Genomic DNA, 22,581 nt, shown 5'->3' with positions numbered 1-22,581 from the left:
GTTTATTTATCGATTAATTGCGCTTTTAACTTGATACAAATATCTTTTGAAGATGCACCTTCAACCAGAACCAGGAGGGTATCTGTCTCACTTCTCTTTGTCGTAATTGAGAATTTCAATTCGGGCGTTTCATTCGGATTAATGGCTGAGAGGAACTTGCACGATGCTATTTGCTTATATTGCAAAGGAGCTTGGTGTATTTTCTCTAAGCATTCCTTTATTATTTGCAGTATACAGACTCCCGGAACCACAGGTTGTTGTGGAAAGTGTCCGGCGTAGACAGGATGTTGTGGGTTGAGCATGACCCGCACCATCCAATCTGTTTCATTGATATTCTCAGACTGTGTGATATGATAGAAATTGGAAAAAAGTTCAGCCATATTAATCTTGTTTCTCTTTTAGTTTGTCCAACTGTATGCTTAGCCGCAGCCAAGGGTGTTTTATTTTTATCTGTTCAGGATATCCTGATACGAACTCTGACAGATAGAATACTGATTTACCGAACCCGCTGCCTGTGACTCTTTTTTCAAAGGTACTGTTTTTCTTTTTGATACGGATATTCTTCCCGTTTAAAAATAGATTCTTGAAGTCTGTTTCCAGTAATCGCAGTATTTTCTTTTTCTTCATGGGCTCTATGCAACTATTGACGTGGAATTCTTCATTGCGAAGTGAGAAGTCAAAAAGGCTGAGCCCGAAGTAGGTGGATGCTAATATTCTTATTTCATTATCCGGAAGTTCCCTCACAATCAACATTCCACTGAAATGGTGCTTCATGAAATCGAGTTGCATATTATATTTCTGCGAAAATTCTTGTGCATGGATGATGGGAGCCGAATGAACTGAGGCATCTCTCTCCACCACTTTTGGGGAAGCACAGGAAGTGAGCAGGCACAGCACACAAACCAGATTAGCGAGTAGAAAATTGGGTTTCATCTTTCAGTGCATTAAAACTTTTGTTATAGAACTCATACTCCGTATAGTTGGTGGCAGTCTCCGAAAGACGCAACTTGTAGACTGACATATCTTTTTTATCCAGATATATCTCAATTCCTGAAATATAGGCTTGTATAGCTTTATTGACCGGTCTAATCTTCACCATATAGTATGGGGTATTCTCAAAATATTCCAGTTTATAGTCGGAAGACATTTTGCTGAGGTCACCTATCATACATGCTGTGAGCATATCTTGCATCTGGTTCATCATCTTATTGGCACTTAGACTCATGGTGCTCTTTTTGCCGTCTGCTACAATTTTGAGGCGTGAATCGTTTATCACGATTAAGTAATTGACAGGCTGGGCATATTCCATGCGTATCTTACCGCTCTTTTGATAATAAAACTTCCCTTTGGAAGTGACTTTCTCATCCAAAATATCCAGATACTTCACCTGGGTGAAATCACTTTCAATGGATTGTATGGTTTGCGCCTCTTTTGCCAGGCGATTTTCAAAGTCCTGAGTCTGGATTAGTCTTTTCATCGTCTGGGCATGGGTATAGGAAATCCCCAATGTCATCAATAGTGTTATAAGTATTGCTCTCATAATGGTTTCTGATTATAGCATCTTGTCCAGGCGGACAACTGTATATCCTTGTTCTTTAATTAAGTTAAGTATCTCTTTTAATAACAGGTCACTATTCGGCATACGGTCATGTAAGAGAATAATGGAACCGGGACGCAATCTGTTTTGGATACGTCGCAGAACCTTCTCTTTGGAAGGATGCTGTGTATCGAATGTTCTGATATTCCAGCCGATGGGAGTATATCCTAATATGCGGACAACTTTTGCTATTGTAGGATTCGTGACTCCGAATGGTGGACGGAATAACTTGATTTTTTGCGAAGTTACTTGTTCTAACGCAGACTGGCAAGCTTGTAGGTCTTTTTTCATTCGCGACAGGCTATATAAGGGAAAATGATTGGTATGGGTAAAAGAATGATTGCCAATCATATGCCCGTCGTTGATAATTTGTCGTATCAATGATTCATTGCCTTTCACTTTACGACCGATACAGAAAAAGCAAGCAGGAATTTGCTGTTCTTTGAGAACCTGCAATACCTTAGGGGTTTGTATCGGGTCCGGTCCATCATCAAAGGTAATGGCTACAATTTTCTCTTCCGTCTGTTTCTTGCAAAACACCTTGAGATAGATATTGGAGCGGATGCTACAAGAGGCGTAGACGAGAAAAATGACTATTAATATAATTAAGCCTTCTATTATCATTGTCTTTTCCGGATTAGAATAAGTGAATGATTAATAGAATGGTGGTGATTGTATATCAAGGCTATTTGTCCTGAGTTTTGGCTTTCTCCAAGGGCTTTAGCCACTTTCCATACAGCAAAAGAAGAAGCCGTAGGATATTCACCACATTCATCTTTAAAGGTGATGTATTTTGCTTTAGGAAACAGACTGTTTTCTAAAGCAGTATATATGGCATCTTCATTTTTGTTTCCGTTTTTACCGGTGACAAACCAATTGATTTGTTCGGGAGCTAATTGATTGCTTTGTAGGAAACGATGAATTCTTTTAGTTATTTCCAGTGTGGAGTGTGCATGAATAAAGGTGGATACGCTAATCAATTCTGCCAAAGTGGATTGGGTGATTTCTTTTCCCAGCAGAAAGAACTGGGCACCTTCGCCTGCCTGTATATCTCTCAACAATCCCAATCGTTGTTGTATGATATAGCTGTTAGGTGTAATCTCATCCATTGCCCCCACCAAAACATTCTCATCGCCTTCCCGGATTCTCATCATACCATCCAATAGCGCACTTTCGAAACTTAATCCCCGGTGTACATACGTCATGTTGTAGGCATGTATCTGGTAAAGCAGTGCAATTTGAGCTCCGATGGTATTGAAGGTCGACTGGATAAACGGCGTTGGATTTAGCAGTTGTTCCTCGTTTTCAATAATTGTATTCAGAAATTTCTCTGTATCTGCCAGGCATCCCAGTCCGGTAGCTGTGATGATTGCATCTACTTTCCCGGAAGGCAGAGCATTGATACATTTCAGACCGCAGGCAACCCCCATCTTAATAATGCGACTCATGCGTCTTCTTAGTGCGGCATTTGTGATAATACTCTTATAATCTGGTTCGTTGGCAGATAAATAAGGATCTTTATCGGAAGCCGCATCCGTATGAATAGAGGTGATATGGTTGATATAAACAGATTGCATCATTTTTATTTTAATGTGGAAAACAGTAACGATGAATCATTTCCACCGAACCCAAATGAATTCGATAATACGTTACGGATAGGTAAACCTTCACGGAAAGAGGTTTCGGGCATCAGTCCGGTTTCTTCTACTGGTTTTCTGAAGTTCAGGTTAGGGTAGATAAAACCATGACGTACCGAGAGAGCTGAGTAAACAGCTTCAATGCCTTCCGAAGCGCCTAACGTGTGACCAATAAATGCCTTGACAGAGCTGAATGGTGGAGTCTTATCACCAAAAATCCGTCGAATGGCAAGTCCCTCTGACAGGTCGTTACTGGGTGTTCCTGTGCCATGTACATTGATATAATCAATTTCTTCCTGCAGGATATTGCTTTTCTTTATGGCTTCCTTCATAGACCAGAAAGGCCCGTTTCCTTCGGGAGAACTGCCGGTCTGATGAAAAGCTTCATTCACATTAGAATATCCGCTTAACAGGCAATACGCCTCTTTCCGAAGTGACTTTTCTGATTGAAGGACAATATATCCGGCTCCTTCTCCTAAATTGAGACCTGCGCGTGACGCGTCAAAAGGGCGGCAATGTTCCTTATCCAGAATCATGAGTGAGTTAAAGCCGTTCAGGGTGAACTTGCACAAAGCATCTGCACCTCCTACGATGGCAGCGTCCAGCAGGCCATTCTTAATCATACGGGCTCCCAGCATGATAGCATTGGCGGCTGACGAACAAGCTGTGCTTATAGTCGTCACAAAGTCGTTCACATTCAGATAATCTGCTATCATTTCAGTGCTTGCACCGCAGTCGTGAGAGATGACTTCCCGTAACCGTCCTTTTTTGTTGTCTTTCTTGAAGGAAGCGTAGAAGTGTTCACTCAGGTCCATGCCTCCTACCGAGGTAGAAGAAATGAGTCCGGTACGCAAAGAGACCATATCCAGTTGGGCATCGTCTATAGCTTCTCTGGCTGCTAACATACCCAGCAAAGCAGTTCGTGAGAATGTTTTCTGTGTATCTAAAGAGAGTAACCGTTTTAATTCTTCGTTACTGTATTTCACTTCCGATACGGGCACATCCAACTCTGTGGGAAAAAGAGTGACTTTTCCCATGCCATGCTGGTGTTTTCTGAGTGAAGTGATATTCTCTTCAACGCCCAGTCCTATACCAGAAATAACGCCTAAACCGGTTACGTATATCTTCATTACTTTTGATTCTCAGATATATAGTTAGCTAATGTGCGTATCGAATAGAAAATCTGTTTCCCTTCTGCAGGATTCTTTATTTTGATTCCGTAATTACGCTCTAAAATAAGAATGATTTCGAGAGCGTCAATGGAATCAAGCCCTAAGCCACCATCACCAAACAGAGGCTCATCGGGATTAATCTCCTCCGGAGTGATTTCTTCAAGATTCAGTTCTTCTATTAATTCTTTTTTTAGTTTTTCTATTAATTCTTCCATATCAATATTGTACTTCAATTAATTTAAAATCAGCTTTATATTTTCCCATTAAAAGGTTACACCAACCAATGATGCACGCTTTCAATTTTCCTTTTTTCATTACGATTCGTGCGTATTCTTCCAACTTGTCCGCATCGAACTCTTTTGCTATGAAGAAAGTATTTTCTCCTTGTATTTTATGGCGAATGCATATCTCGCCAGCTACAACGTTCGGTAACGTATATACAAATACTGTAGGGCTGGCTGCATGGTCGCCTTCCTGATTGATAATAGTCTGATGGTGAATGTCCGTATCTAGTGAAGATGCGGAATTTGCCAGCAGTATTCCTATCTCTTCCGGTTGGAAGCTTTTCCCTTTTAGCAAGTATTCGGCAGCGGTGTATCCTAATTTGCAAAGGTCGTCCATTTTGTAGAATTTCATGTTACTTCCGCCTATGTTTTTGTATGCTTCTCGGATAAATTGCGCAAAGTCAGGGGCAGATGATGAAAAAAAGGTTTCTCCGTTCATACATAAGTTCGCATTTTCAATGGAAACAGTTGTAGTGGTGTGGGCGGTTACCGACGCTTGTTTCTTTTGAGATTGCTGTTGGTATTCGGGAATTGTTAAAACGATCGCTGCATTACAACCTCCAAAGCCGGATGCTGTTTTAATACAATGCTTCATGGGTATTTCCTGATGCTCAGCTTGAACAATGACAGGCATACTGACACCCGCTTCTTCATAACCTAACGTGCCGAATAACACTTTCTCTTTTAATTCGTGAATACAGATGATAGACTCGATTATTCCCGATGCTCCCAGGGTATGCCCGAAGTAGGATTTCATACTATTGATCGGTACCATCTCCAATCCGGCTAAATGAATGGCTTTGGCTTCCATTTCGTCATTATAGACGGTAGCGGTGCCATGCGTATTAATGAAACTGACATCGCTGGTGGTGATCGATGCTTCCTCCATAGCTTGGTGGATGGCAAAATACAATCCATCTCCTGTGCGCGACGGGCCGGAAATGTGGTTGGCATCATTGCTGATGGCTCCTCCTGAAAGTATAATGTCCGTATCTTTTCCTTCCGAACTCAATAAGATAGCACCACAAGCTTCTCCCAGGTTAAGTCCATCTCTCCGGGTATCGTAAGGGCGGCATATCTGTGAGCTGATGGATCTGAAAGAGAGAAATCCGCTGGTGATAAAGTGGGAGAGGATGTCTCCACCTGCTACTATGACCTTCTGGTATCTTCCGGTTTCTATCCATCGTTTGGCTACAATCAAGGCAGACACTCCTGATATACAGGCATTGGAGATAATCTCTACCCGGTCGCTGGCTTGAAAATACTCACCTACTCTTCTTCCCGTTTCCCATAGGTAGGCTTTAATGTCAGGTTTATCGGGATGCTTGCTTAATAGATCGATATTACCTTTTGTAGTGGAGAGGATGAGGCCACAATTCTTGTCAGCCAGACTAATGCCGGAATGAGAAAGAGTATCCTGAATAGCAAGTATGAATAGCTGTTCCAAGCGTGTATAAGCATCCAGACTCTTTGCAGTATTCCAAATATCCGTATTAATAGTAGCAGCCAATATCGGGTTATCAGATATAACTCCTGCTTCATGCATCGTGATTCCGCTCCGGTACTTCCGGATTGCCTCTATATTCTCCTGAGTATTTAAACCCAAAGAACTGATAAGGGCATCTGCCGTGATATATACACTTATAGGATGTTCCATTTCTTCTTCCACTCCTGATAAAAAGCTGGGGTTACTAACTCTAACTCTCTGTCCTTATTCAGGAAAACCTGAGTTGTGCTTCCGGTAGCAACAACATTATTGTCTGTAGCCCGGTATAGCACATATTCGAACGTGATTTTTGCAGCTTCACAAGTGATATACCGGGTTTCGATGATAACTTCTTCACCGAACGATAACGGTTGTTTAAATTGACAGTTTAAATCAACAATGGGTACCATGTACCCTTCGTCGTAGATATCCATATATCCCAATCCGTAGCGTTTCCCAAAAGATTCCCTACCATCTTCAAAATAGCGTACATATTCACCATGCCATACTATTTGCATGGAGTCTACCTCGCTGAAGCGTACCTTTACAGTAGTGCGGTCAGTGAGTGCTGCTGTATGTAGATTTGTTTTCTGCCTCATTTTTTATCTAAAAATATTTTCATCCGGCATTCTGCAATCATTTCTTCCGCAGCACTTACGCAAGCAGATATCAGGGTGATGTCGAATACCTCCTGAATAATCGTAATTTCAGTGAATAATTCCTGCCCGACTTTTGGTAAACGGTGAAGAATTAGCTTATCTACTGAGCCGATAAACCCCAATGGTACCGGCTCATTTTTTTGTAAGTAGAGATATCCTATTCGGGCCGCCGCCGATTGGGCAATATGTTCGATAATGCCGGCTTCTTGTAACTCATCTCCCTGGCAGAAGATATTGTCAGCGGTGATTGTCAGGGCTGAATAGGAACAATTACCTTCTATACCGCAAAATGAGCCTACCATAACGATTGGAGGGCGTTGCGGTATCAGGTTCAGGATTCCTTCACCGTGTATGATGGGAACTTTTCTCATTTCAGCTTACATTTTACGATACTATGTCCCAATCCCAGGTTATCATATATTTCTTCTATTTCCAGGCCAGCTTCTTGGATACATCGTGCCATATCATCCGAATGGTACATCTTGCTGTTACCGTTTGCCATGGCAGTAAAGTAGATGCTGATTTGTGTCAGGCAATATGCAGCTGTTTCAAATTTCTGTCTATCCCAGAAAGTCTCCATAATATAAAGTCTTCCATCTGTAGACATCGACCGGGCGGCACGAGACAGAATACTAATGACTTCTTTCTCGGAGAAGCAGTCCAAAAACTGGCTCATCCAGATGGCATCAAATCCTTTCGGGAAAGGTACATTCTTGTCGAGGAGGTTTGCGCCATGTCCATGAATGCGTTCATGACCGGGAGTGTTCTCCGTTTTCTGCCTCATCATTTCCAACTGTTGAGGCAGGTCCATGATGGTAACTTCCACCTCTTTATTATACTGTACGCATTTGGTAGCCCATCTTCCGGTGTTTCCTCCTACATCGAGCAGAGTTCGGGGAGAGTGGCTGAATACAATTTCGAGTGCCTGGTCGAAAGAGTTATCTGAATAAAAATGGTCGAATCCAAACCAGCTTTTCTGTATTTGTTCGGGCAAACCGGATAACCCTTCATAGATGGTAGGCCAATTCCCCAGTTCTTTCAAACCTTCCGGACGACCGTTAACCAGCGCTTCCTCCAGATGGAGCAGACCTTTGTAATTCACATCCTGATTGAAGTTCATATTCACCTGTGCCATTTCGTCGTTCAGCAGGAACCAGCCTGCTTTTGCCAACACATATTGGTCTTCTTTCACCAACACGGTGCCGATTGTGAGTGAGGCCTCCAGTAAAACTTGTGCTGCATACGGTGATAACCCGGTAGCTCGACTTATCTGTTCCAGTGACATGCCTTCCCGGTTATCGGAAAGCAAACGGAAAATACCGAATTTCAGCATCAGGCGTGAAACCTGAAACACAATGGGGCCAAAGGCAATTTCTTGTGCCAGACGTTGTGCCTGCACAGCGGTGAACCGCTCTTTGGTATATCTCTTTTGTAATGAAGGGAATAGTTTCATTCTATTGATTTTATTTTATTCAGGCAATTTCCAAAATGGGTAATAGTTGAACCATTGTTCGGGATATTGCCTAATTATTTTTTCCAGAGCATTCACATATTGTTCTAGTAGTAACTGTTCAGCTCTCTTTTCTCTTGAACCGGATACTTTTTCTGCCAATACAAAGTGGAAATGGTAGGTTTGCTTTGCCTCTCTCATGGCAAAATAGAAAACTACCGGAACTTTCATCCGCGTTGCCAGCAGGAAAGGCCCGATTGGAAAAGAAGCTTCTTGTCCCATGAATGTACACGTCAGTAGTTTGTCCGCATTCAAATAACGGTCTCCCTGGAAACAGACATATTCCTTATTATCCAAGGCTTCTGTGATTTTGAATATATGGGCCAGGTTATCTTCATTGACCGGTATTATCTTGTAGGGTTGCTGTTGACTGTTTTTTTTCAGTATTTCTTTAATCTTCTGGTGTTCGGCATCATACATCACCACGTTCATCTTCTTGCTGTAATCATTGAAAAAGGGAGTTCCTATTTCCCAATTTCCAACGTGGGCACCAATCATAATTACCCCTTGGCCACCATCCAATACATTCAGAAACTCCTGATAGTGATTAAATTTGAAATGATATTTGCCGACCATCCCATTTCCGATAGCTACTTTATCAATAAGTATCTGCCCCAGACGGTAATAGTTAGTCAGTAATAATCCCACCGAACGCATACGGTTCCGTTTTAATATGCGGCGGGAGTATTGCCAGGTACTCTTTGTTGCTTTCGGAGCAAATGGAATGAAATAAAGAACAATCAGAGTCAGAAAACCATAAGCGGCCTTAACACCAAGATACCTGATCATATAAATGAAAAAGAGGTATCCGGATACGCCGCCACGGGTTTTACCTTTCCACATCTTCCTTATTCGTTTTTAGTTTCCGCCATGCGGGTGATGACGAGGTTATAAAAGTCTTGGAATGTTTTGATTCCTACAAAGTCTTGTCCGGTTACATTGAAACCGAAATTTTTCTCAATCAATACTACCATGTCTACCAGGTCCAGACTGTCTAACTCCAATGTTTGCATGAGCGGAGCATCAGACTGGATAAGATTGATATCTACTTCAAATTCTTCTGATAAGGTCTCTCTTATCTTTTCGATGATTTCTTCGTTGGTCATACTTATATTACTTTACTTTTTTAATGATTAATGTGGAATTTGTTCCGCCGAATCCAAAGGAGTTCGACAAGAATGCATCAAATTCCGTGTTTACTCGTTGAGCAGGGATATTCAACAGAGCAGATGCTTCATCCGGTTCTTCGAAGTTCAGGTTGGGGGCAATGAAGTTATTCTGCATCATTAAAGTAGAGTAGATAACTTCACTGGCACCTGCCATCCACATTTCGTGACCGGTCATAGATTTCGTGGAAGCTACGTATGGACGATGTCCCTCGAACACCTCTGATATAGCTTTTGCCTCGTTCAAATCCCCTATCGGGGTAGATGTTGCATGTGCATTGATATATTTAATTTCATCCAATGTAATTCCCGCATCTTTAATAGCCATTTCTAATGAACGCCTCGGGCCGTCTATATTGGGCACAGATATATGCTCTCCATTTGAAGAGAAACCATAACCGATAACTTCTGCCAATATGGGAGCTCCGCGTTTCACCGCCGATTCGTAACTTTCCAGAACCAGACTGGCGCCACCACCACTGGGTACAAGCCCGTCCCTGTTTTTATCAAAAGGTCTGGATGCTTTTTGTGGTTCGGCCTCTCGCGTAGAGAAGGCGCTTAGTCCATCAAAACTACCTACAGAGAAAGGATTCACCTCTTGTGCGCCTCCGCACAATATACAATCTTGCAATCCTGATTTGATGAGCAGGTATCCCATACCAATGGCGTGTGAACCGCTTGCACAAGCTCCGGAGATAGTGAAGTTCACTCCTCTGAGCTTGAATATTACTGATAAGTTCATGGATACAGTCGAGTTCATGGACTGGAAGATGGAGCCGGAGCCCACCAGAACTGTATTTTTCTTTTCCCGTATAATATCTACCGCATTGATAATGGGTGCGGTACTGCTATCATTCCCAAATAGAACTCCTACCTCGTTTGCTTCCAAAAATGCATCGTCAATTCCTGCATTCTTAAAGGCTTCTACAGTGGCCATATAAGCATATTCTCCCTGCTCGGGCAGACAAAGACGCTTCCGCCTGTCCAATAGCTTTTTAAGTTCGGGGCGTTCTAACAGGCCAGTCAGTGAAGATAAATATCCCAATTCTTTTCGTTCGGGATCAATGCCAATCCCTGACTTTCCATTGTATAAGGAGTCCGTTACTTCGTCCAAATTTTTACCGATGCACGAGTAAATTCCCATTCCTGTGATGACAACTCTTCTCATGTATACAGTCCTCCATTGATTGAAATCACTTCACCGGTAATGTAAGAGGCACTGGGGGATACTAGAAATCCAACAAGATCCGCTACTTCTTCCGGTTCACCGAAGCGGCCGGCAGGAATATGTTTTTTCCACTCATTTTCATTGATATCCTCGGTCATTTCCGTGCGGATGAATCCGGGTGCTACGGCATTGACTGTCACATGTTTCTTTGCCACCTCCTGAGCTAATGCTTTGGTGGCGGCAATCACACCGCCTTTGGCAGCAGAATAATTGGTTTGTCCGGGCATGCCTTTGATGCCTGATAGTGAAACGATGTTGACTATGCGCCCGAAGCGTTTGACTAACATATTTTTAAGTAATGCCTGGGTGACATGGAAGAATCCGTTCAGACTGGTGTCCAATACACTATTCCATTCTTCTCCGGTCATCCAGAGCATAAGGTTGTCCTTGCGTATGCCTGCATTATTTATCAGCACTTCAATATAATCCTCCGGATGTTGGATACTCCAGGAATTTAAGGCTTCGGTCACTGCATTCGGGTTGGTGACGTCGAACTTCAGTAATTCTCCGTCTCCGCCTTTTTCACGAACCAATTGCAGGGTCTTCGCTGCTTCCTTATCGTTATTTTGATAATTAATCAGCACAGTATATCCCATCTCTGCCAACTTTATGCTGACAGTACGTCCTATGCCCCGGCTTCCGCCTGTTATTAACGCGTATTTCATTTATAAATTAAATTTCTTATTCTTCAAGTACTTACCCATAGCTTCTATCTCCTTGTATTTGGGAGTGTCCTGGGTAAATACGGGGAAAAATGCCCGGATTTCATTGTATACACAACGCGACTCGGTACTCAACTTTTCCTGTATTTTTAAATAATCCACTGCCTGCACGATACCCATAAACAGAATACTCATGACTTGATAAGAATTCTCAATAACCGTTTTGGCCATTAGTGCAGAGTTGGTTCCCATGCTTACAATATCCTGGTTGTCGTTGTTGTTGGGAATGCTATGCACATACATCGGATTAGACAAAGTCTGGCACTCGGCAGTTGTAGAGGTTGCCGTGAATTGTGAGGCTTGCAGTCCATAATTCAGTCCCAATACTCCTAAGTTGACAAAAGGAGGGAGTATTCCGTTGATTCTATCATGAAACAGATAGTTCAGTTGGCGCTCGCTGAGCATAGTCAGTTTCGTGATGGCTATTTTCAGTTTATCCATCTCGAAAGATATATAATCTCCATGGAAGTTACCGCCATGGTACACATTTTGTGTTTCCGGGTCAACAATCGGGTTATCACAAGCAGAGTTGATTTCATTGATGAGCACTTCTTCTACATTGGCTAAAGTATCATATACCGGTCCCAGTATCTGCGGAGTACATCTTAGTGAATAATAAGGCTGTACTTTATGTTCAAAAATCTTCTCCTCGTGTTTCTGTCCGTACAATTCTATTTCCCTTTTGAGTGTGCACTTACTGTCTGCCATTTGTTTTCTCATAGCTTCAGCTATTTTCTGCTGGCCTTTGTGGAGTTTAGCATCATTGAGCGGCTGGGAAATAAAATCGTCATACGATGCAGCAATTTCATTCATCATTACCGATGCACAAACCGACCAATTGAGCAATTGGCGCGCATAGAGCAGGTTTACAATGCCAATACCTGTCATGACAGAAGTGCCGTTAGTTACTGAGAGCCCTTCGCGTATATGTATGGAGAAAGGCTTGAGATGGTTTTTCTCAAGTACCTGGGCGGTGGGCTGGAGTTTTCCTTCATAAAATACTTCACCTTCTCCAATCAGTGCTAAAGCCATGTGGGCAAGCTGCACCAAGTCGCCACTGGCACCCACGCTGCCATGTTCCGGTATATATGGAAAAATATCCAGATTAATGAACTGAACGAGGAGCTCTACCAATTCTGTGTGTATACCTGATTTCCCTTGAAGAAAGGTGAATAATCTGGCAATCATAGCCGCTTTTACATAGAGTGAAGGCAATGGTTGTCCGGCTCCGGTGGAGTGGCTTCTGATGATATTATATTGCAATTCTCTCAATGACTTGTCTTCGATTCTATATTGCGCCATAGGACCGAATCCTGTATTGATTCCGTAAATAATTTTATCGCTTGAGAACTCTCTTAAGAAGTGAAAACTTTTATCTACTTCTTGGATACATTTATCGGAAATTATTATTTCTTCGTCATTAAATAGTACCCTTCGGAGTATCTCTAAATTTATATATTTGCCGACTATCATAGTATACTTCATTGATATAGTCTGCAAAAATAGCTATTTTATATCAATAATAGATGTCTATGCAAAATAAAACTTTTCTCAGCGAGATGGTTTTGGAAAGCTTAAATCTATTGTAAATAATGTTATTCAGCAATAGTTCCCAGTAATTTTACCTCATGATTCATATCATTTGTACTACAGCTTCCATTGAATTTGGCTTGCGATTCTATTTCCAGTTTCGTGGTATAGATGTTACCTTGCATCACACAGTTGGCTTTCAGGGTGAGTTCCTCCTTTACATAGGCATCACCAATGATAGTGCCATGCAGGCAGGCATGCGTACAGGAAATGTTTCCGTTTATTCTTCCTTCGGGACCTATGACTACCTTTCCGGTGCACTGGATATTACCTTCTATTGTCCCATCGATACGCATATCTCCATCGATAGAGCAATCACCCTTGATTAAACTTTGGCTGGAAAGGGTGGTCAATTTGTTACTAACTTTGTCGTCTATTCCTTTTTTTGAGTTAAACATATTAGTGTGTTTTTATAATTTGACCTTTGTAATATTTACGCTTCTACACGGGTCACCTGCTTGATGTTCTGTATCTGTTTTAGATTATTACAAATGGTTTTCACGTCATCCACATCATGTACATACAACTGCAGGTTGCCTTCGAAGATACCGTCTGTTGTTTCAATTGCCAGCTTGCGGATATTCACATTTAACTGGCGGGAAATGACTTGCGTCACTTCGTTCAGCAATCCCATGGCGTCTATACCTTTTATATATATATTCACCAGGAAAGAGAGCTCCTTGTGCGTATCCCATTCTGTGGCAAGAATGCGGTTTCCGTAACTGCTTTTTAATCGGGCAGCAACGGGACATTGGCGCTTATGAATGATGATCCGGTCGTTCTCGTCGATATATCCCAGCACGTCGTCACCAGGAATAGGGTGACAACATTCTGCCATGATATAGTTCTTCTGGATATTCTCTTCCGTCAGTTTCAGGATTTGCTTCGTATTAATTTTCTCCTTCTCCTGCGGTACTTTCTCTTCAACCGGTTCTTTATTGTCTTTATTACTGCCGAATGAGAATGTGAGGAATTTCTTCCAGTTGGTTCCCTGTTTCTCTTTTAAAGCATTCTTGTCCAGATCTCCGAGTACGATTTTCTTGTTGCCGATGGCTATGAGTAATTCGTCACGGCTCTTCATGTTATGAGCCTTTACCAGTTTGTCCACCAGCATGTCATCCAATCGCAGTTCTTCTTTTTTGAAGAATTCATTCAGAAGGGTTTCGCCTTCTTTCTGGCTTGTTCTTTGCTCTTTGCGCAAGATGGCGGCTATTTTGGCACGGGCACGGGCGGTTGTGGCGAATACCTCCCATTCCGGTTGTACCCGTTGCGACTTGGATGTCAGTACCTCCACCTGGTCACCGCTTTGCAACTTGTGGCTCAGTGGTACAAGTTTATGGTTTACTTTTGCGCCGATGCAGTGGCTGCCGATATCTGTGTGCAGCGAGAATGCAAAATCCAGTGCTGTAGAGTTCTGTGGCATGGTTTTGATTTCGCCTTTCGGAGTGAACACGAATATCTCCGATGCAAACAGGTTCAGTTTGATGGTATCGAGGAAGTCAATAGCGTCTGGTTGCGGGTCATCGAGGATTTCCTTGATGGTGCGCAGCCATTTATCCAGCTCGCCTTCGTCTTCGCCGCCACCTCCTTCTTTGTATTTCCAGTGTGCCGCGAAGCCTTGTTCGGCCACGTCGTTCATACGTTCGCTACGGATTTGTACTTCAATCCACTGTCCGTTGTTGCCCATGAGGGTGACGTGCAGGGCTTGATAACCATTTGCTTTGGGGTGGCTCACCCAGTCGCGCAGGCGGTCGGGGTGAGGCTTGTATATTTTGGAGATGGAGACGTAGATGTCGAAACAATCGTTCAGTTCCTCATCCGTGTTGCGTGGTTCAAAAATGATGCGTACGGCAAGCAGGTCATAGATTTCCTCGAATGGCACATGCTTGGTCTGCATTTTATTCCAGATAGAAAAGATGGATTTTACGCGTGCAAGAATACGGTATTTTAACCCCATCTTGTCCAGTTGGGCGCGAATCGGAGCTGTGAACTCATTGAACACCTTGTCGCGCTCGGTGGCCGTAGCTGCCAGCTTTTCTTCAATTTCGTGATATTCTTCGGGATGCTCGTATCTGAAACTCAGGTTCTCCAGTTCAGTCTTTATCTTGTAAAGACCCAAGCGGTTGGCAAGGGGAGCATAGATGTACAATGTTTCGCCTGCAATCTTGAATTGCTTGTTGGGCAGCATAGAGCCTAACGTACGCATGTTGTGCAGACGGTCGGCTATTTTGATAAGAATCACGCGTATATCATCGGACATCGTCAGCAACAACTTTTTGAAGTTTTCTGCTTGTGCCGAAGCACGGTCACCGAAGATACCGCCGGATATCTTGGTCAGCCCGTCCACAATCTGGGCGATTTTCGGCCCGAATATATTCTCTATGTCTTCTACGGTATAGTCCGTATCCTCTACCACATCGTGCAGCAGGGCGGCACAAATGGATGTAGAACCCAGACCTATTTCGGTGCACACAATCTGTGCCACAGCAAGCGGGTGCATGATGTAAGGCTCGCCTGAGCGGCGTTTGATGCCCTTATGCGCCTGGTTGGCAAAGTTGAATGCCTTCGTAATAATCTCAATGCGCTTGCGGTGTTTGGTTGCCAAATAGTCGTTCAACAGTTGCTGGAAAGCCTGTTCTATCATTTCCTCTTCGACTTTTTCTTTATCTTTCTGGCTCACATTCTCTTCCATAACCTGTTCTCCTTTCTTCAATTGCTGCAAAAATAAGCAAATTTCAACACCACACAAGCGTTTGCACGTTTATTTATATATCTTCAGTTGCTTTCCGGCAGAAATATTGGTGTTGCGCAATCCGTTCCAACTTTGAAGTTGTTTGACGGTGACACCGTAACGGCGTGCAATGGTTCCCAGTGTTTCTCCGCTTCGTATCTTGTGATGCGTCAGGTTTCCGCTGCCGGTGGTGGCGCGCCGTGCTGTAGAACGGGTTTCGGAGATGGCTACCGTCCGGCGGTTTTTGAATAATTCGTTGGAACGATGGGCATAGATTGTATCTTGACTGTCGATGAATGTACTGATGTAACTCATTGGCAGGCGAAGAGTCTGAGCTTTGCTTTCACCGGGAATAATGCTCTTTTTGTACTGAGGATTAAGGCTTTTTAATTCTTCCAGACTGACCCCGCAGATATCGGCAAGTTGCTCGAAGTGTAAGTTTTTCGTTACCTGAATCGTATCTGTTGCGTTGGGAATATTGGTTTCCATGGGACAGATGTTGTGCTTGCAGTAGTACGTCATCACATAGTTGGCTGCAATGAAAGCGGGCACATATCCGCGGGTTTCCTTCGGTAGGAAATTGTAGATTTCCCAATAGTCCGTTTTTCCTCCGGCGCGGCGTATGGCCTTATTGATGGTGCCCGGGCCGCAGTTGTAAGCGGCAATCACCAGGTTCCAGTCCTGATAAATGGCATACAGGTCCTTCAGGTAGCGGGCGGCTGCCCAAGTGGCTTTTATAGGGTCGCAACGTTCGTCAACGAGGCTGTTGCTTTCCAATCCGTACATCTTTCCGGTGGCCAGCATGAACTGCCACAGACCGGAGGCGCCTACGCGCGATCTGGCGGAAGGATTGAGTGCGGACTCGATGATGGGTAGATACCTGAGTTCGAGCGGCAAGCCGTAGGTATCGAGCGCTTCTTCAAAGATGGGCATATAGAAGTTGCAGGCACTCAGCATGAACGCTACATTGTTGCGCAGGCGTCCTGTGTACATATCAATAAATTTGCGTACAATTTCATTGTATGGCATTTCCATTACAGCTGGGATGCGGCTTAAACGGTCGATGTAGACAGAGTCGCTGAAAAGCGGATTCTCTGTAGAAGTACTGCAATCTTTGCCAAGGTCGATGTAATTCTTTGCTTTCCAGTCATTGAGCAGACTGTCCAGTGGGTAAGTCATACTTTGGGGAAGCTCGATACTTTCCTTTCGTTCTGTTCCGTTGTCGCGGATGAGCACATCCACGCTTTCCTGCGCTTGCACGTGGAAGGTGAAAAGTGATAGACAAAACAGGAACGGAGTAGCGATAAACTTCTTCATGTTTACAGATTTATTTTTCATGTGTGATTATTCTTTGGTATAGCTTATTTATTCATTAAAAACGGAAACTACATTGCAGCCCGACCGACTTGTTGGAAGTGCCACTACTGTATTGGTTGTTGATTACAGCCGGCTCTATCCGCATGCTAAGGTCGGGGGTGATGTCGAAATTGGATAACTCTGCATCTACATAAGCATCAATTACCGATATCAGATAGACGCCTATGAAAGCGAAAATACTCAGGTCACGATACCGGCGGTATGTGTCCTTTCGCTTCCGGAGAGTTTCTGTTAATTGAGTTTTAGAAACACGGTTGATGTATCCGGGAGGCAGGAGGTCATTAATACTATTGGCGTCCCAGTTTCCCAAGGCGGCATCTTTGTATGCCTGCATATAGTCTTTATACATTTTACCATTCCACGTAAGCGCGTATGCACATCCGGCAAAGCCACCATATATAATAGGTAGCTTCCAGTACTTACGGTTATAGATTTGTCCGCCACCGGGAATGACAAGGGCGAGCCATGTCGCCTTGGTCGGATTGGGGATGAATACTTTCTTGTTGATTGCTTCGTGCAGGCTGTCCGTTGGTGTGGGCGGCACTTGCGGGGTGGCAGTGGTGGTCATCTCCAACAGGCGTTTTTTGTTTTCGGCAGCAATGCTGTCGGCTATGACAAGGCTATCGACGGCTGCCGAAGCCCGTTGAAGTATGGGGGTACCTTGTGAATCCAGACTATCCAGTGCTATTTGTGGTAGCTTTTGTAGCGAATCCACCTGTTGTACTTGTTGCCGTTTGGCAGCGGCACGCGGACGGTTTTGCCCATACATAGCAATCCCTGCCGTCTGCACGAGGCAAAGCAGCAGGGCTATACACCATTGATATGTTCTTGTTCCTTTCGTCATTTATTTTTTAGAGTATCAAGTATGCCGATAATACGTTCCAAGTCTTCTTCGTTATTGAACGGGATACTGATTTTACCTTTTCCTTTCTCCGAACAAGTCAGCTGCACTTTGGTGCTGAAGAAGCCCGAGAGCTGTTGTTTCAGCATATTGAATTCTTCCGGCAGCTTAGCCCGTTTGGGAGCGATTTTGCGTCCGCCGCTTTTCACGGTTTCGCCTTCGTTCAGGGATTTAACTATTTCTTCCACCTTACGTACGGAATATCCGTGCTCGATGATTTCTTCGAATATCTTCACTTGTAGCTTCGGATCACCCAAGGTGACAAGCGCACGGGCATGCCCCATGTCTATCTGCTTGTTTTGTATCGCCATCTGGATGGGTGCGGGCAACTTCAACAGACGCAGATAGTTGGCGATAGTGGTACGCTTTTTACCTACGCGTTCGCTGAGGCGTTCCTGTGTTAGGCCATACTGCTCCAACAGGTGCTGGTAGGCAAGGGCTATTTCCACCGAGTTCAGGTCTTCGCGCTGTATATTTTCGATGAGCGCCATTTCCATGACGTTTTCGTCGTCGGCAGTGCGGATGTAGGCGGGGATGCTTTTCAGACCGGCCCGTTGCGAGGCGCGGAAACGTCGTTCTCCGGCAATAATCTGATATTCATCGTCCGACAGCTTGCGCAGGGTGATGGGCTGAATGATACCTATTTCAGAGATTGAGTCGGCAAGTTCCTGAAGGGCAGTCTCGTCAAACTCGTGGCGGGGCTGGTTGGGGTTGACGACAATCTTCGACAACTCTATTTCGTTGATGGAAGAAGAGCCTTCGGTCTGCACTTCGTCCATTGAGAGCAGGGCGTCCAGCCCGCGTCCTAATGCATTTCTTTTTTGTGCCATGGTTCTTCGTTTTTAGTTAATTGTTACGGCTAATCAGTTCTTTGGCAAGCGACATATGGTTCTTGGCTCCGGTGGAGTCTGCATCATACAAGATGGTGGGCAGACCGTAGCTGGGAGCTTCGCTCAGTTTGACGTTGCGCTGTATGACGGTGTCGAACACCAATTCCTGGAAGTGGCGTTTCACTTCGTCGTAAATCTGGTTGGCCTGGCGCAGGCGCGAGTCGTACATCGTCAGCAGGAAACCTTCGATTTCGAGTGCCGGATTCAGTTTCGACTTGATAATCTTAATCGTATTCAGTAATTTACTGATACCTTCCAATGCAAAATATTCCGCTTGTACGGGGATAATCACAGAGTCGGCTGCGGTGAGCGCGTTGATGGTAATCAGTCCCAGTGAAGGTGAGCAGTCTATCAAGATATAATCAAACTCTTCTTTCAACGGTGCAAGCACTTCTTTCAATATCTTTTCCCTGTTTTTCAAGTTGAGCATCTCTATCTCGGCGCCTACCAAGTTTATGTGGGAGGAGATTACTTTTAGTGTATCAATCTCCGTGTCATGGATAGCTTCGCGGACATCGGCACGGTCAATAATGCACTCGTAAATAGTACATTCCGCCTGCTTGATGTCGACACCCAAACCGGAAGAGGCGTTTGCCTGCGGGTCTGCATCCACAACGAGCACTTTCTTTTCCAGGGTAGCGAGGGAGGCTGCGAGGTTAATCGTAGTCGTTGTTTTTCCTACACCACCTTTTTGATTTGCCAAAGCAATAATTTTTCCCATATTCTTAGTGTTTATTGGCAGCGAAATAAGTGATAATTCCGTATTGCGCCTACTAAAAAAGAGAAAGATTGCAAAATCTGTTGATAAGTCGCCCATTTTGTTAATAACTCGAAGCTGTTTTATTTCACTCCGGTCCGTTGTGGCGCTTTTCGTTCTCTTGTTTAGCTTGCAAATATACGTAATAATCTTGAAATGAAATATCTTTTTTGTCTCGCTTGCAGAAGATTAAGATTTGTAAACGTGGGGAGAGGGAGGCTAATTCATAATTGTGCAGAAAGGAACAAAAGTGATTAGCGTTTATGATTAGTAATGAGGCAAATGATAAACAGCACTATCTCAATTCTCCTCCTCCCGGGAGGTTGTGTAAAAAGTAAGAATCAAGTGTTCTTTGACATTTTGTATTAAAAAGGAAATGCTCTTTATCTCTTTATTTTGGAATTTCTATTGTTGTCCTTTGGCAAATGACCGCTATTAGGTATACTTAATACCCCAATAGTGGACTTGTTGCAATAGTACCTGTATGCTTTGAATGTTAGTCACCCTTCTTAGGTTATAGCATGTTGCGTACAAATCTATTTCAGCCTGTACCTTTTCCTTTCCTCTGAGTAGGAGTGGTATTTGCCCCATCCAGTATTTAAGAGTTCCGAAGGGATGTTCTACCAATGTTTTTCGTAAATGTATAAGCGCTTTGTATTTCATCCCCTTACACTTCTTCATATACTGTCTTATGGGTTCGGCATCTGCCCTTCGGTAGATAATCCGACCTTTTTTCGATGTGGTGCAGAACTTTATCAGGGGACAACCCTTGCAGTCTCTTCCCTGATATTTTCTATAAAGCTTTCCATGTTTACGAACTTGCCTGTCTTTAATAGGTAATATCTTTTCTTGGGAGCATATATAATAGTCATTGTCTGCATCATAGGTAAAAAAGATTCCGTGCTCCCGATCTTCTTTAGGAGAATGGTCTCCTTCATTGAAAGGAACGGCAATCACTTTGCCTTCTTCTTCAAGGGCCAGGATCTGTTCTTCATTGGCATAACCGGTGTCGGCAACGGCTTGGGTTACTTCTACCTGAAGGTCTTCCTGCATGGCATGAATCGAAGATTGAAGGTCTTCAAAGTCATTCGGGTGGTCGGTAACCTGCATGGCACCTATCAGATGATGTTGGGAATCTACCACTGATTGGACATTGTAAGCCGGAAGAAAACCGTTGCGGGTCTTCATCAGGCGAGCTTCGCGGTCAGAGGGAAAGCTTCTTTTGGAACCTTCATCCAGCATACGCTGTTTTTCCGCCTGAAGTTCTTCAACCTGTTGGCTCAAATGGGCTATCTTTTCCAGTAGGGAGCTCTCCACACCGAGATCGTCCGAGAGTTCGGATAATTGTTCCTGGGCTGTTTCCACCAGATCATTTTCATTAAGCTGGTGCAGATACTTCTCTAAACGGGTATCCAACAAGGCTAACTGTCGATTAATACCATCTAAAGTAAGACCGTCACGATTGGTATTGGCTTTGATTTTACTGCCGTCAACAGCTACCAATTTGCCTGAAATATAACCGGAACTGACCAGAAAGCGGCGGAAATCAAGGCAACATTCATGAATGCCCGAAGTTTGTTTGGAACGGAAATCGGCAATAGTCTTATGATCGGGATGGAGATTACCCAGAAGCCAGATCAACTCCATATTACGCAGAGTCTCGCGCTCCAGTTTACGGGAAGAACTGATACTGTTTAAATAGCCGTAGACATACAGCTTGAGTAAAGTACCAAAGCTATAAGCCGAACGGCCTGTAGGACTGTTACCTTTATAAGATGAAAAATCAGGGTGCAATTTGATAAACTGATCGACAAAAACATCAATCAGACGAACAGGGTTCTCACAAGAGATATAAGAATCTAAAGACTCGGGAAGAGTCAGTTGATTACGATCAAAAGGTTGAATATAGCCCATAAAATTAATCCTATTGTTATCAAAGCAAAGATATAAAATCCTTTTTATACAATATGTCAAAGAACACTTGATTCTTACTTTTTACACAACCTCCCGGGAGGAGGAGTACCCCAACGGGGGGAGGTGGTAGGTGAAACAATAAAATACCTATAAATCACAAGGCTAAGGAATTCTTTCTCACCTACCACCCCGCCCTAAAGGGCACCCCTCCTCCAACTGGAGGAGGGGAGTTAAGATAGTCCGCCTAATTAATTGAGATACTCAGTAAATCATCATTTCATTCAAAACCCTGCAGAAACGAATTTCCTCTCCCCACCGCTAACCCTTTTCTTAGGCACTCCTATCGTTTTTCCTTCCGGAGATTAGTTCTTTTGTATGCAGACGTCTATTCTTTCCACTGTGGTGGAAAGAATAAGTATCTACTATGATTTTTCTTAGCCGTCGCAGGAAAAAGGAATAAAAGTAGCGGTGCGGAAACTTATACCTATATCTGGGTAAAACAACAAATGGTAACACATATTAAGTGCTGTAGTTTGTGTATTTGGTTTGCGATGCATATCTTCGCAGCGCATTCAGAAAATATCTGTGAGAGAAGTGAATAGTAGTAGGAAGAAGAGAGTTGTTGTGGCGTGGGTGCTGATTCTGTCGCTCATGCCGTTCTTCGTGGTGAAAGCTTTTCATCACCATGAGGGCGAACATTCTGTTTCCTGCTCCCATGCCGATCATCCGCGCCATTCGTCCGATGATTGTGCCATTTGCCAGTTCTCTCTTTCCCTTTTCACGGAAGCGCAGTCGGTCGACTTCCATTGTGTACTAACGCTCCTATCTTTTGAGCAGGTTGTTTATCAGGATAAGACGGTTTATGTACTGTCTTATTCACATTATTTGCGTGGCCCTCCCACAGCTTGATTACACCGTTTTTTTTGGTTTATGCGGAGGCAGGTTCTTGAAGGGCTTGTC

General features: G+C 43.7%; 24 protein-coding genes. 1 reads left to right on the top strand and 23 read right to left on the bottom strand.

The genetic code is table 11. From position 1 onward, the window contains the following. Positions 1-2: 2 nt before the first annotated feature. From HMPREF9447_RS20980 to HMPREF9447_RS20870, 23 genes are all read right to left on the bottom strand, one after another. Positions 3-380, bottom strand: coding sequence for a hypothetical protein (locus tag HMPREF9447_RS20980; RefSeq protein WP_009131796.1), 378 nt, complete (start codon positions 378-380; stop codon positions 3-5). Position 381: 1 nt separating this feature from the next. Further along, the gene (locus HMPREF9447_RS20975; protein WP_009131795.1) at positions 382-933 is read right to left on the bottom strand and encodes a hypothetical protein; all 552 of its coding nucleotides are present in this window, start codon (positions 931-933) and stop codon (positions 382-384) included. Next, the gene (locus tag HMPREF9447_RS20970) at positions 908-1,540 is read right to left on the bottom strand and encodes a LolA family protein (RefSeq protein WP_009131794.1); all 633 of its coding nucleotides are present in this window, start codon (positions 1,538-1,540) and stop codon (positions 908-910) included. Before HMPREF9447_RS20970 ends, HMPREF9447_RS20975 begins: the two co-directional genes overlap by 26 nt. Before the next feature lie 12 nt (positions 1,541-1,552). Further along, on the bottom strand, positions 1,553-2,221 hold the full coding sequence (locus HMPREF9447_RS20965) for a polysaccharide deacetylase family protein (protein WP_009131793.1): 669 nt from the start codon (positions 2,219-2,221) through the stop codon (positions 1,553-1,555). Next, a complete protein-coding gene (locus HMPREF9447_RS20960; protein WP_009131792.1) occupies positions 2,218-3,174 on the bottom strand; it encodes a beta-ketoacyl synthase chain length factor in 957 nt (318 codons plus the stop codon). The genes HMPREF9447_RS20965 and HMPREF9447_RS20960 overlap by 4 nt, the downstream gene beginning before the upstream one ends. Before the next feature lie 5 nt (positions 3,175-3,179). Continuing rightward, positions 3,180-4,364 (bottom strand): beta-ketoacyl-[acyl-carrier-protein] synthase family protein, encoded by a 1,185-nt coding sequence (locus HMPREF9447_RS20955; protein ID WP_009131791.1) that lies wholly within the window; start codon positions 4,362-4,364, stop codon positions 3,180-3,182. Continuing rightward, positions 4,364-4,621, bottom strand: a complete 258-nt coding sequence (locus HMPREF9447_RS20950) for a phosphopantetheine-binding protein (RefSeq protein WP_009131790.1) — start codon at positions 4,619-4,621, stop codon at positions 4,364-4,366. Before HMPREF9447_RS20950 ends, HMPREF9447_RS20955 begins: the two co-directional genes overlap by 1 nt. A 1-nt stretch (position 4,622) precedes the next feature. After that, on the bottom strand, positions 4,623-6,347 hold the full coding sequence (locus HMPREF9447_RS20945) for a beta-ketoacyl synthase N-terminal-like domain-containing protein (RefSeq protein WP_009131789.1): 1,725 nt from the start codon (positions 6,345-6,347) through the stop codon (positions 4,623-4,625). Continuing rightward, on the bottom strand, positions 6,332-6,775 hold the full coding sequence (locus HMPREF9447_RS20940) for an acyl-CoA thioesterase (protein ID WP_009131788.1): 444 nt from the start codon (positions 6,773-6,775) through the stop codon (positions 6,332-6,334). The genes HMPREF9447_RS20945 and HMPREF9447_RS20940 overlap by 16 nt, the downstream gene beginning before the upstream one ends. After that, positions 6,772-7,206, bottom strand: a complete 435-nt coding sequence (locus HMPREF9447_RS20935) for a hypothetical protein (RefSeq protein ID WP_009131787.1) — start codon at positions 7,204-7,206, stop codon at positions 6,772-6,774. Before HMPREF9447_RS20935 ends, HMPREF9447_RS20940 begins: the two co-directional genes overlap by 4 nt. Next, positions 7,203-8,288, bottom strand: coding sequence for a methyltransferase (locus HMPREF9447_RS20930; RefSeq protein ID WP_009131786.1), 1,086 nt, complete (start codon positions 8,286-8,288; stop codon positions 7,203-7,205). The genes HMPREF9447_RS20935 and HMPREF9447_RS20930 overlap by 4 nt, the downstream gene beginning before the upstream one ends. A gap of 15 nt (positions 8,289-8,303) precedes the next feature. Continuing rightward, on the bottom strand, positions 8,304-9,188 hold the full coding sequence (locus HMPREF9447_RS20925) for an LpxL/LpxP family acyltransferase (protein WP_009131785.1): 885 nt from the start codon (positions 9,186-9,188) through the stop codon (positions 8,304-8,306). Between the two features lie 5 nt (positions 9,189-9,193). Further along, positions 9,194-9,451: an acyl carrier protein gene (locus HMPREF9447_RS20920; protein WP_009131784.1), complete on the bottom strand. Its 258-nt coding sequence runs from the start codon at positions 9,449-9,451 to the stop codon at positions 9,194-9,196. Between the two features lie 7 nt (positions 9,452-9,458). Further along, positions 9,459-10,679 (bottom strand): beta-ketoacyl-[acyl-carrier-protein] synthase family protein, encoded by a 1,221-nt coding sequence (locus HMPREF9447_RS20915; RefSeq protein ID WP_009131783.1) that lies wholly within the window; start codon positions 10,677-10,679, stop codon positions 9,459-9,461. Next, positions 10,676-11,404, bottom strand: a complete 729-nt coding sequence (gene fabG, locus HMPREF9447_RS20910) for a 3-oxoacyl-ACP reductase FabG (RefSeq protein ID WP_009131782.1) — start codon at positions 11,402-11,404, stop codon at positions 10,676-10,678. The genes HMPREF9447_RS20915 and fabG overlap by 4 nt, the downstream gene beginning before the upstream one ends. Beyond that, positions 11,405-12,934, bottom strand: coding sequence for an HAL/PAL/TAL family ammonia-lyase (locus HMPREF9447_RS20905; protein ID WP_181983389.1), 1,530 nt, complete (start codon positions 12,932-12,934; stop codon positions 11,405-11,407). 122 nt (positions 12,935-13,056) lie between these two features. Next, a complete protein-coding gene (locus HMPREF9447_RS20900) occupies positions 13,057-13,449 on the bottom strand; it encodes a bactofilin family protein (RefSeq protein WP_009131780.1) in 393 nt (130 codons plus the stop codon). Between the two features lie 35 nt (positions 13,450-13,484). After that, positions 13,485-15,743 (bottom strand): RelA/SpoT family protein, encoded by a 2,259-nt coding sequence (locus tag HMPREF9447_RS20895; RefSeq protein ID WP_044138562.1) that lies wholly within the window; start codon positions 15,741-15,743, stop codon positions 13,485-13,487. Positions 15,744-15,812: 69 nt separating this feature from the next. Continuing rightward, entirely contained in the window at positions 15,813-17,120 is a 1,308-nt protein-coding gene (locus HMPREF9447_RS20890; protein WP_009131778.1) for a lytic transglycosylase domain-containing protein, read from the bottom strand. Between the two features lie 34 nt (positions 17,121-17,154). Then, the gene (locus HMPREF9447_RS20885; RefSeq protein WP_009131777.1) at positions 17,155-18,003 is read right to left on the bottom strand and encodes a DUF5683 domain-containing protein; all 849 of its coding nucleotides are present in this window, start codon (positions 18,001-18,003) and stop codon (positions 17,155-17,157) included. Then, complete coding sequence (locus HMPREF9447_RS20880; RefSeq protein ID WP_009131776.1) at positions 18,000-18,890, bottom strand: ParB/RepB/Spo0J family partition protein; 891 nt, start codon at positions 18,888-18,890, stop codon at positions 18,000-18,002. Before HMPREF9447_RS20880 ends, HMPREF9447_RS20885 begins: the two co-directional genes overlap by 4 nt. A gap of 16 nt (positions 18,891-18,906) precedes the next feature. Next, on the bottom strand, positions 18,907-19,671 hold the full coding sequence (locus HMPREF9447_RS20875; protein WP_009131775.1) for a ParA family protein: 765 nt from the start codon (positions 19,669-19,671) through the stop codon (positions 18,907-18,909). Positions 19,672-20,142: 471 nt separating this feature from the next. Next, positions 20,143-21,621 carry an IS1182 family transposase gene (locus tag HMPREF9447_RS20870; protein WP_009131774.1) on the bottom strand — a complete coding sequence of 493 codons (1,479 nt, stop codon included), beginning with the start codon at positions 21,619-21,621 and terminating at the stop codon, positions 20,143-20,145. A 594-nt stretch (positions 21,622-22,215) separates the two neighbouring features. On the opposite strand from HMPREF9447_RS20870, the gene HMPREF9447_RS27915 reads away from it, so the two are divergent. Further along, entirely contained in the window at positions 22,216-22,530 is a 315-nt protein-coding gene (locus HMPREF9447_RS27915; RefSeq protein ID WP_167549132.1) for a hypothetical protein, read from the top strand. Positions 22,531-22,581 lie beyond the last annotated feature (51 nt).

The sequence above is a fragment of the Bacteroides oleiciplenus YIT 12058 genome (assembly GCF_000315485.1).
Lineage (GTDB): Bacteria > Bacteroidota > Bacteroidia > Bacteroidales > Bacteroidaceae > Bacteroides > Bacteroides oleiciplenus.
The sequence above is the reverse complement of the archived record's forward strand: the minus strand, read 5'-3'. Positions and strand labels throughout refer to the sequence as shown.

Bases quoted from the DNA above. Each gene is read 5' to 3' on its own strand.
- HMPREF9447_RS20980 (WP_009131796.1), bottom strand. From the start codon at position 380: ATGGCTGAACTTTTTTCCAATTTCTATCATATCACACAGTCTGAGAAT.
- HMPREF9447_RS20975 (WP_009131795.1), bottom strand. From the start codon at position 933: ATGAAACCCAATTTTCTACTCGCTAATCTGGTTTGTGTGCTGTGCCTG.
- HMPREF9447_RS20970 (WP_009131794.1), bottom strand. From the start codon at position 1,540: ATGAGAGCAATACTTATAACACTATTGATGACATTGGGGATTTCCTAT.
- HMPREF9447_RS20965 (WP_009131793.1), bottom strand. From the start codon at position 2,221: ATGATAATAGAAGGCTTAATTATATTAATAGTCATTTTTCTCGTCTAC.
- HMPREF9447_RS20960 (WP_009131792.1), bottom strand. From the start codon at position 3,174: ATGCAATCTGTTTATATCAACCATATCACCTCTATTCATACGGATGCG.
- HMPREF9447_RS20955 (WP_009131791.1), bottom strand. From the start codon at position 4,364: ATGAAGATATACGTAACCGGTTTAGGCGTTATTTCTGGTATAGGACTG.
- HMPREF9447_RS20950 (WP_009131790.1), bottom strand. From the start codon at position 4,621: ATGGAAGAATTAATAGAAAAACTAAAAAAAGAATTAATAGAAGAACTG.
- HMPREF9447_RS20945 (WP_009131789.1), bottom strand. From the start codon at position 6,347: ATGGAACATCCTATAAGTGTATATATCACGGCAGATGCCCTTATCAGT.
- HMPREF9447_RS20940 (WP_009131788.1), bottom strand. From the start codon at position 6,775: ATGAGGCAGAAAACAAATCTACATACAGCAGCACTCACTGACCGCACT.
- HMPREF9447_RS20935 (WP_009131787.1), bottom strand. From the start codon at position 7,206: ATGAGAAAAGTTCCCATCATACACGGTGAAGGAATCCTGAACCTGATA.
- HMPREF9447_RS20930 (WP_009131786.1), bottom strand. From the start codon at position 8,288: ATGAAACTATTCCCTTCATTACAAAAGAGATATACCAAAGAGCGGTTC.
- HMPREF9447_RS20925 (WP_009131785.1), bottom strand. From the start codon at position 9,188: ATGTGGAAAGGTAAAACCCGTGGCGGCGTATCCGGATACCTCTTTTTC.
- HMPREF9447_RS20920 (WP_009131784.1), bottom strand. From the start codon at position 9,451: ATGACCAACGAAGAAATCATCGAAAAGATAAGAGAGACCTTATCAGAA.
- HMPREF9447_RS20915 (WP_009131783.1), bottom strand. From the start codon at position 10,679: ATGAGAAGAGTTGTCATCACAGGAATGGGAATTTACTCGTGCATCGGT.
- fabG (WP_009131782.1), bottom strand. From the start codon at position 11,404: ATGAAATACGCGTTAATAACAGGCGGAAGCCGGGGCATAGGACGTACT.
- HMPREF9447_RS20905 (WP_181983389.1), bottom strand. From the start codon at position 12,934: ATGATAGTCGGCAAATATATAAATTTAGAGATACTCCGAAGGGTACTA.
- HMPREF9447_RS20900 (WP_009131780.1), bottom strand. From the start codon at position 13,449: ATGTTTAACTCAAAAAAAGGAATAGACGACAAAGTTAGTAACAAATTG.
- HMPREF9447_RS20895 (WP_044138562.1), bottom strand. From the start codon at position 15,743: ATGGAAGAGAATGTGAGCCAGAAAGATAAAGAAAAAGTCGAAGAGGAA.
- HMPREF9447_RS20890 (WP_009131778.1), bottom strand. From the start codon at position 17,120: ATGAAAAATAAATCTGTAAACATGAAGAAGTTTATCGCTACTCCGTTC.
- HMPREF9447_RS20885 (WP_009131777.1), bottom strand. From the start codon at position 18,003: ATGACGAAAGGAACAAGAACATATCAATGGTGTATAGCCCTGCTGCTT.
- HMPREF9447_RS20880 (WP_009131776.1), bottom strand. From the start codon at position 18,890: ATGGCACAAAAAAGAAATGCATTAGGACGCGGGCTGGACGCCCTGCTC.
- HMPREF9447_RS20875 (WP_009131775.1), bottom strand. From the start codon at position 19,671: ATGGGAAAAATTATTGCTTTGGCAAATCAAAAAGGTGGTGTAGGAAAA.
- HMPREF9447_RS20870 (WP_009131774.1), bottom strand. From the start codon at position 21,621: ATGGGCTATATTCAACCTTTTGATCGTAATCAACTGACTCTTCCCGAG.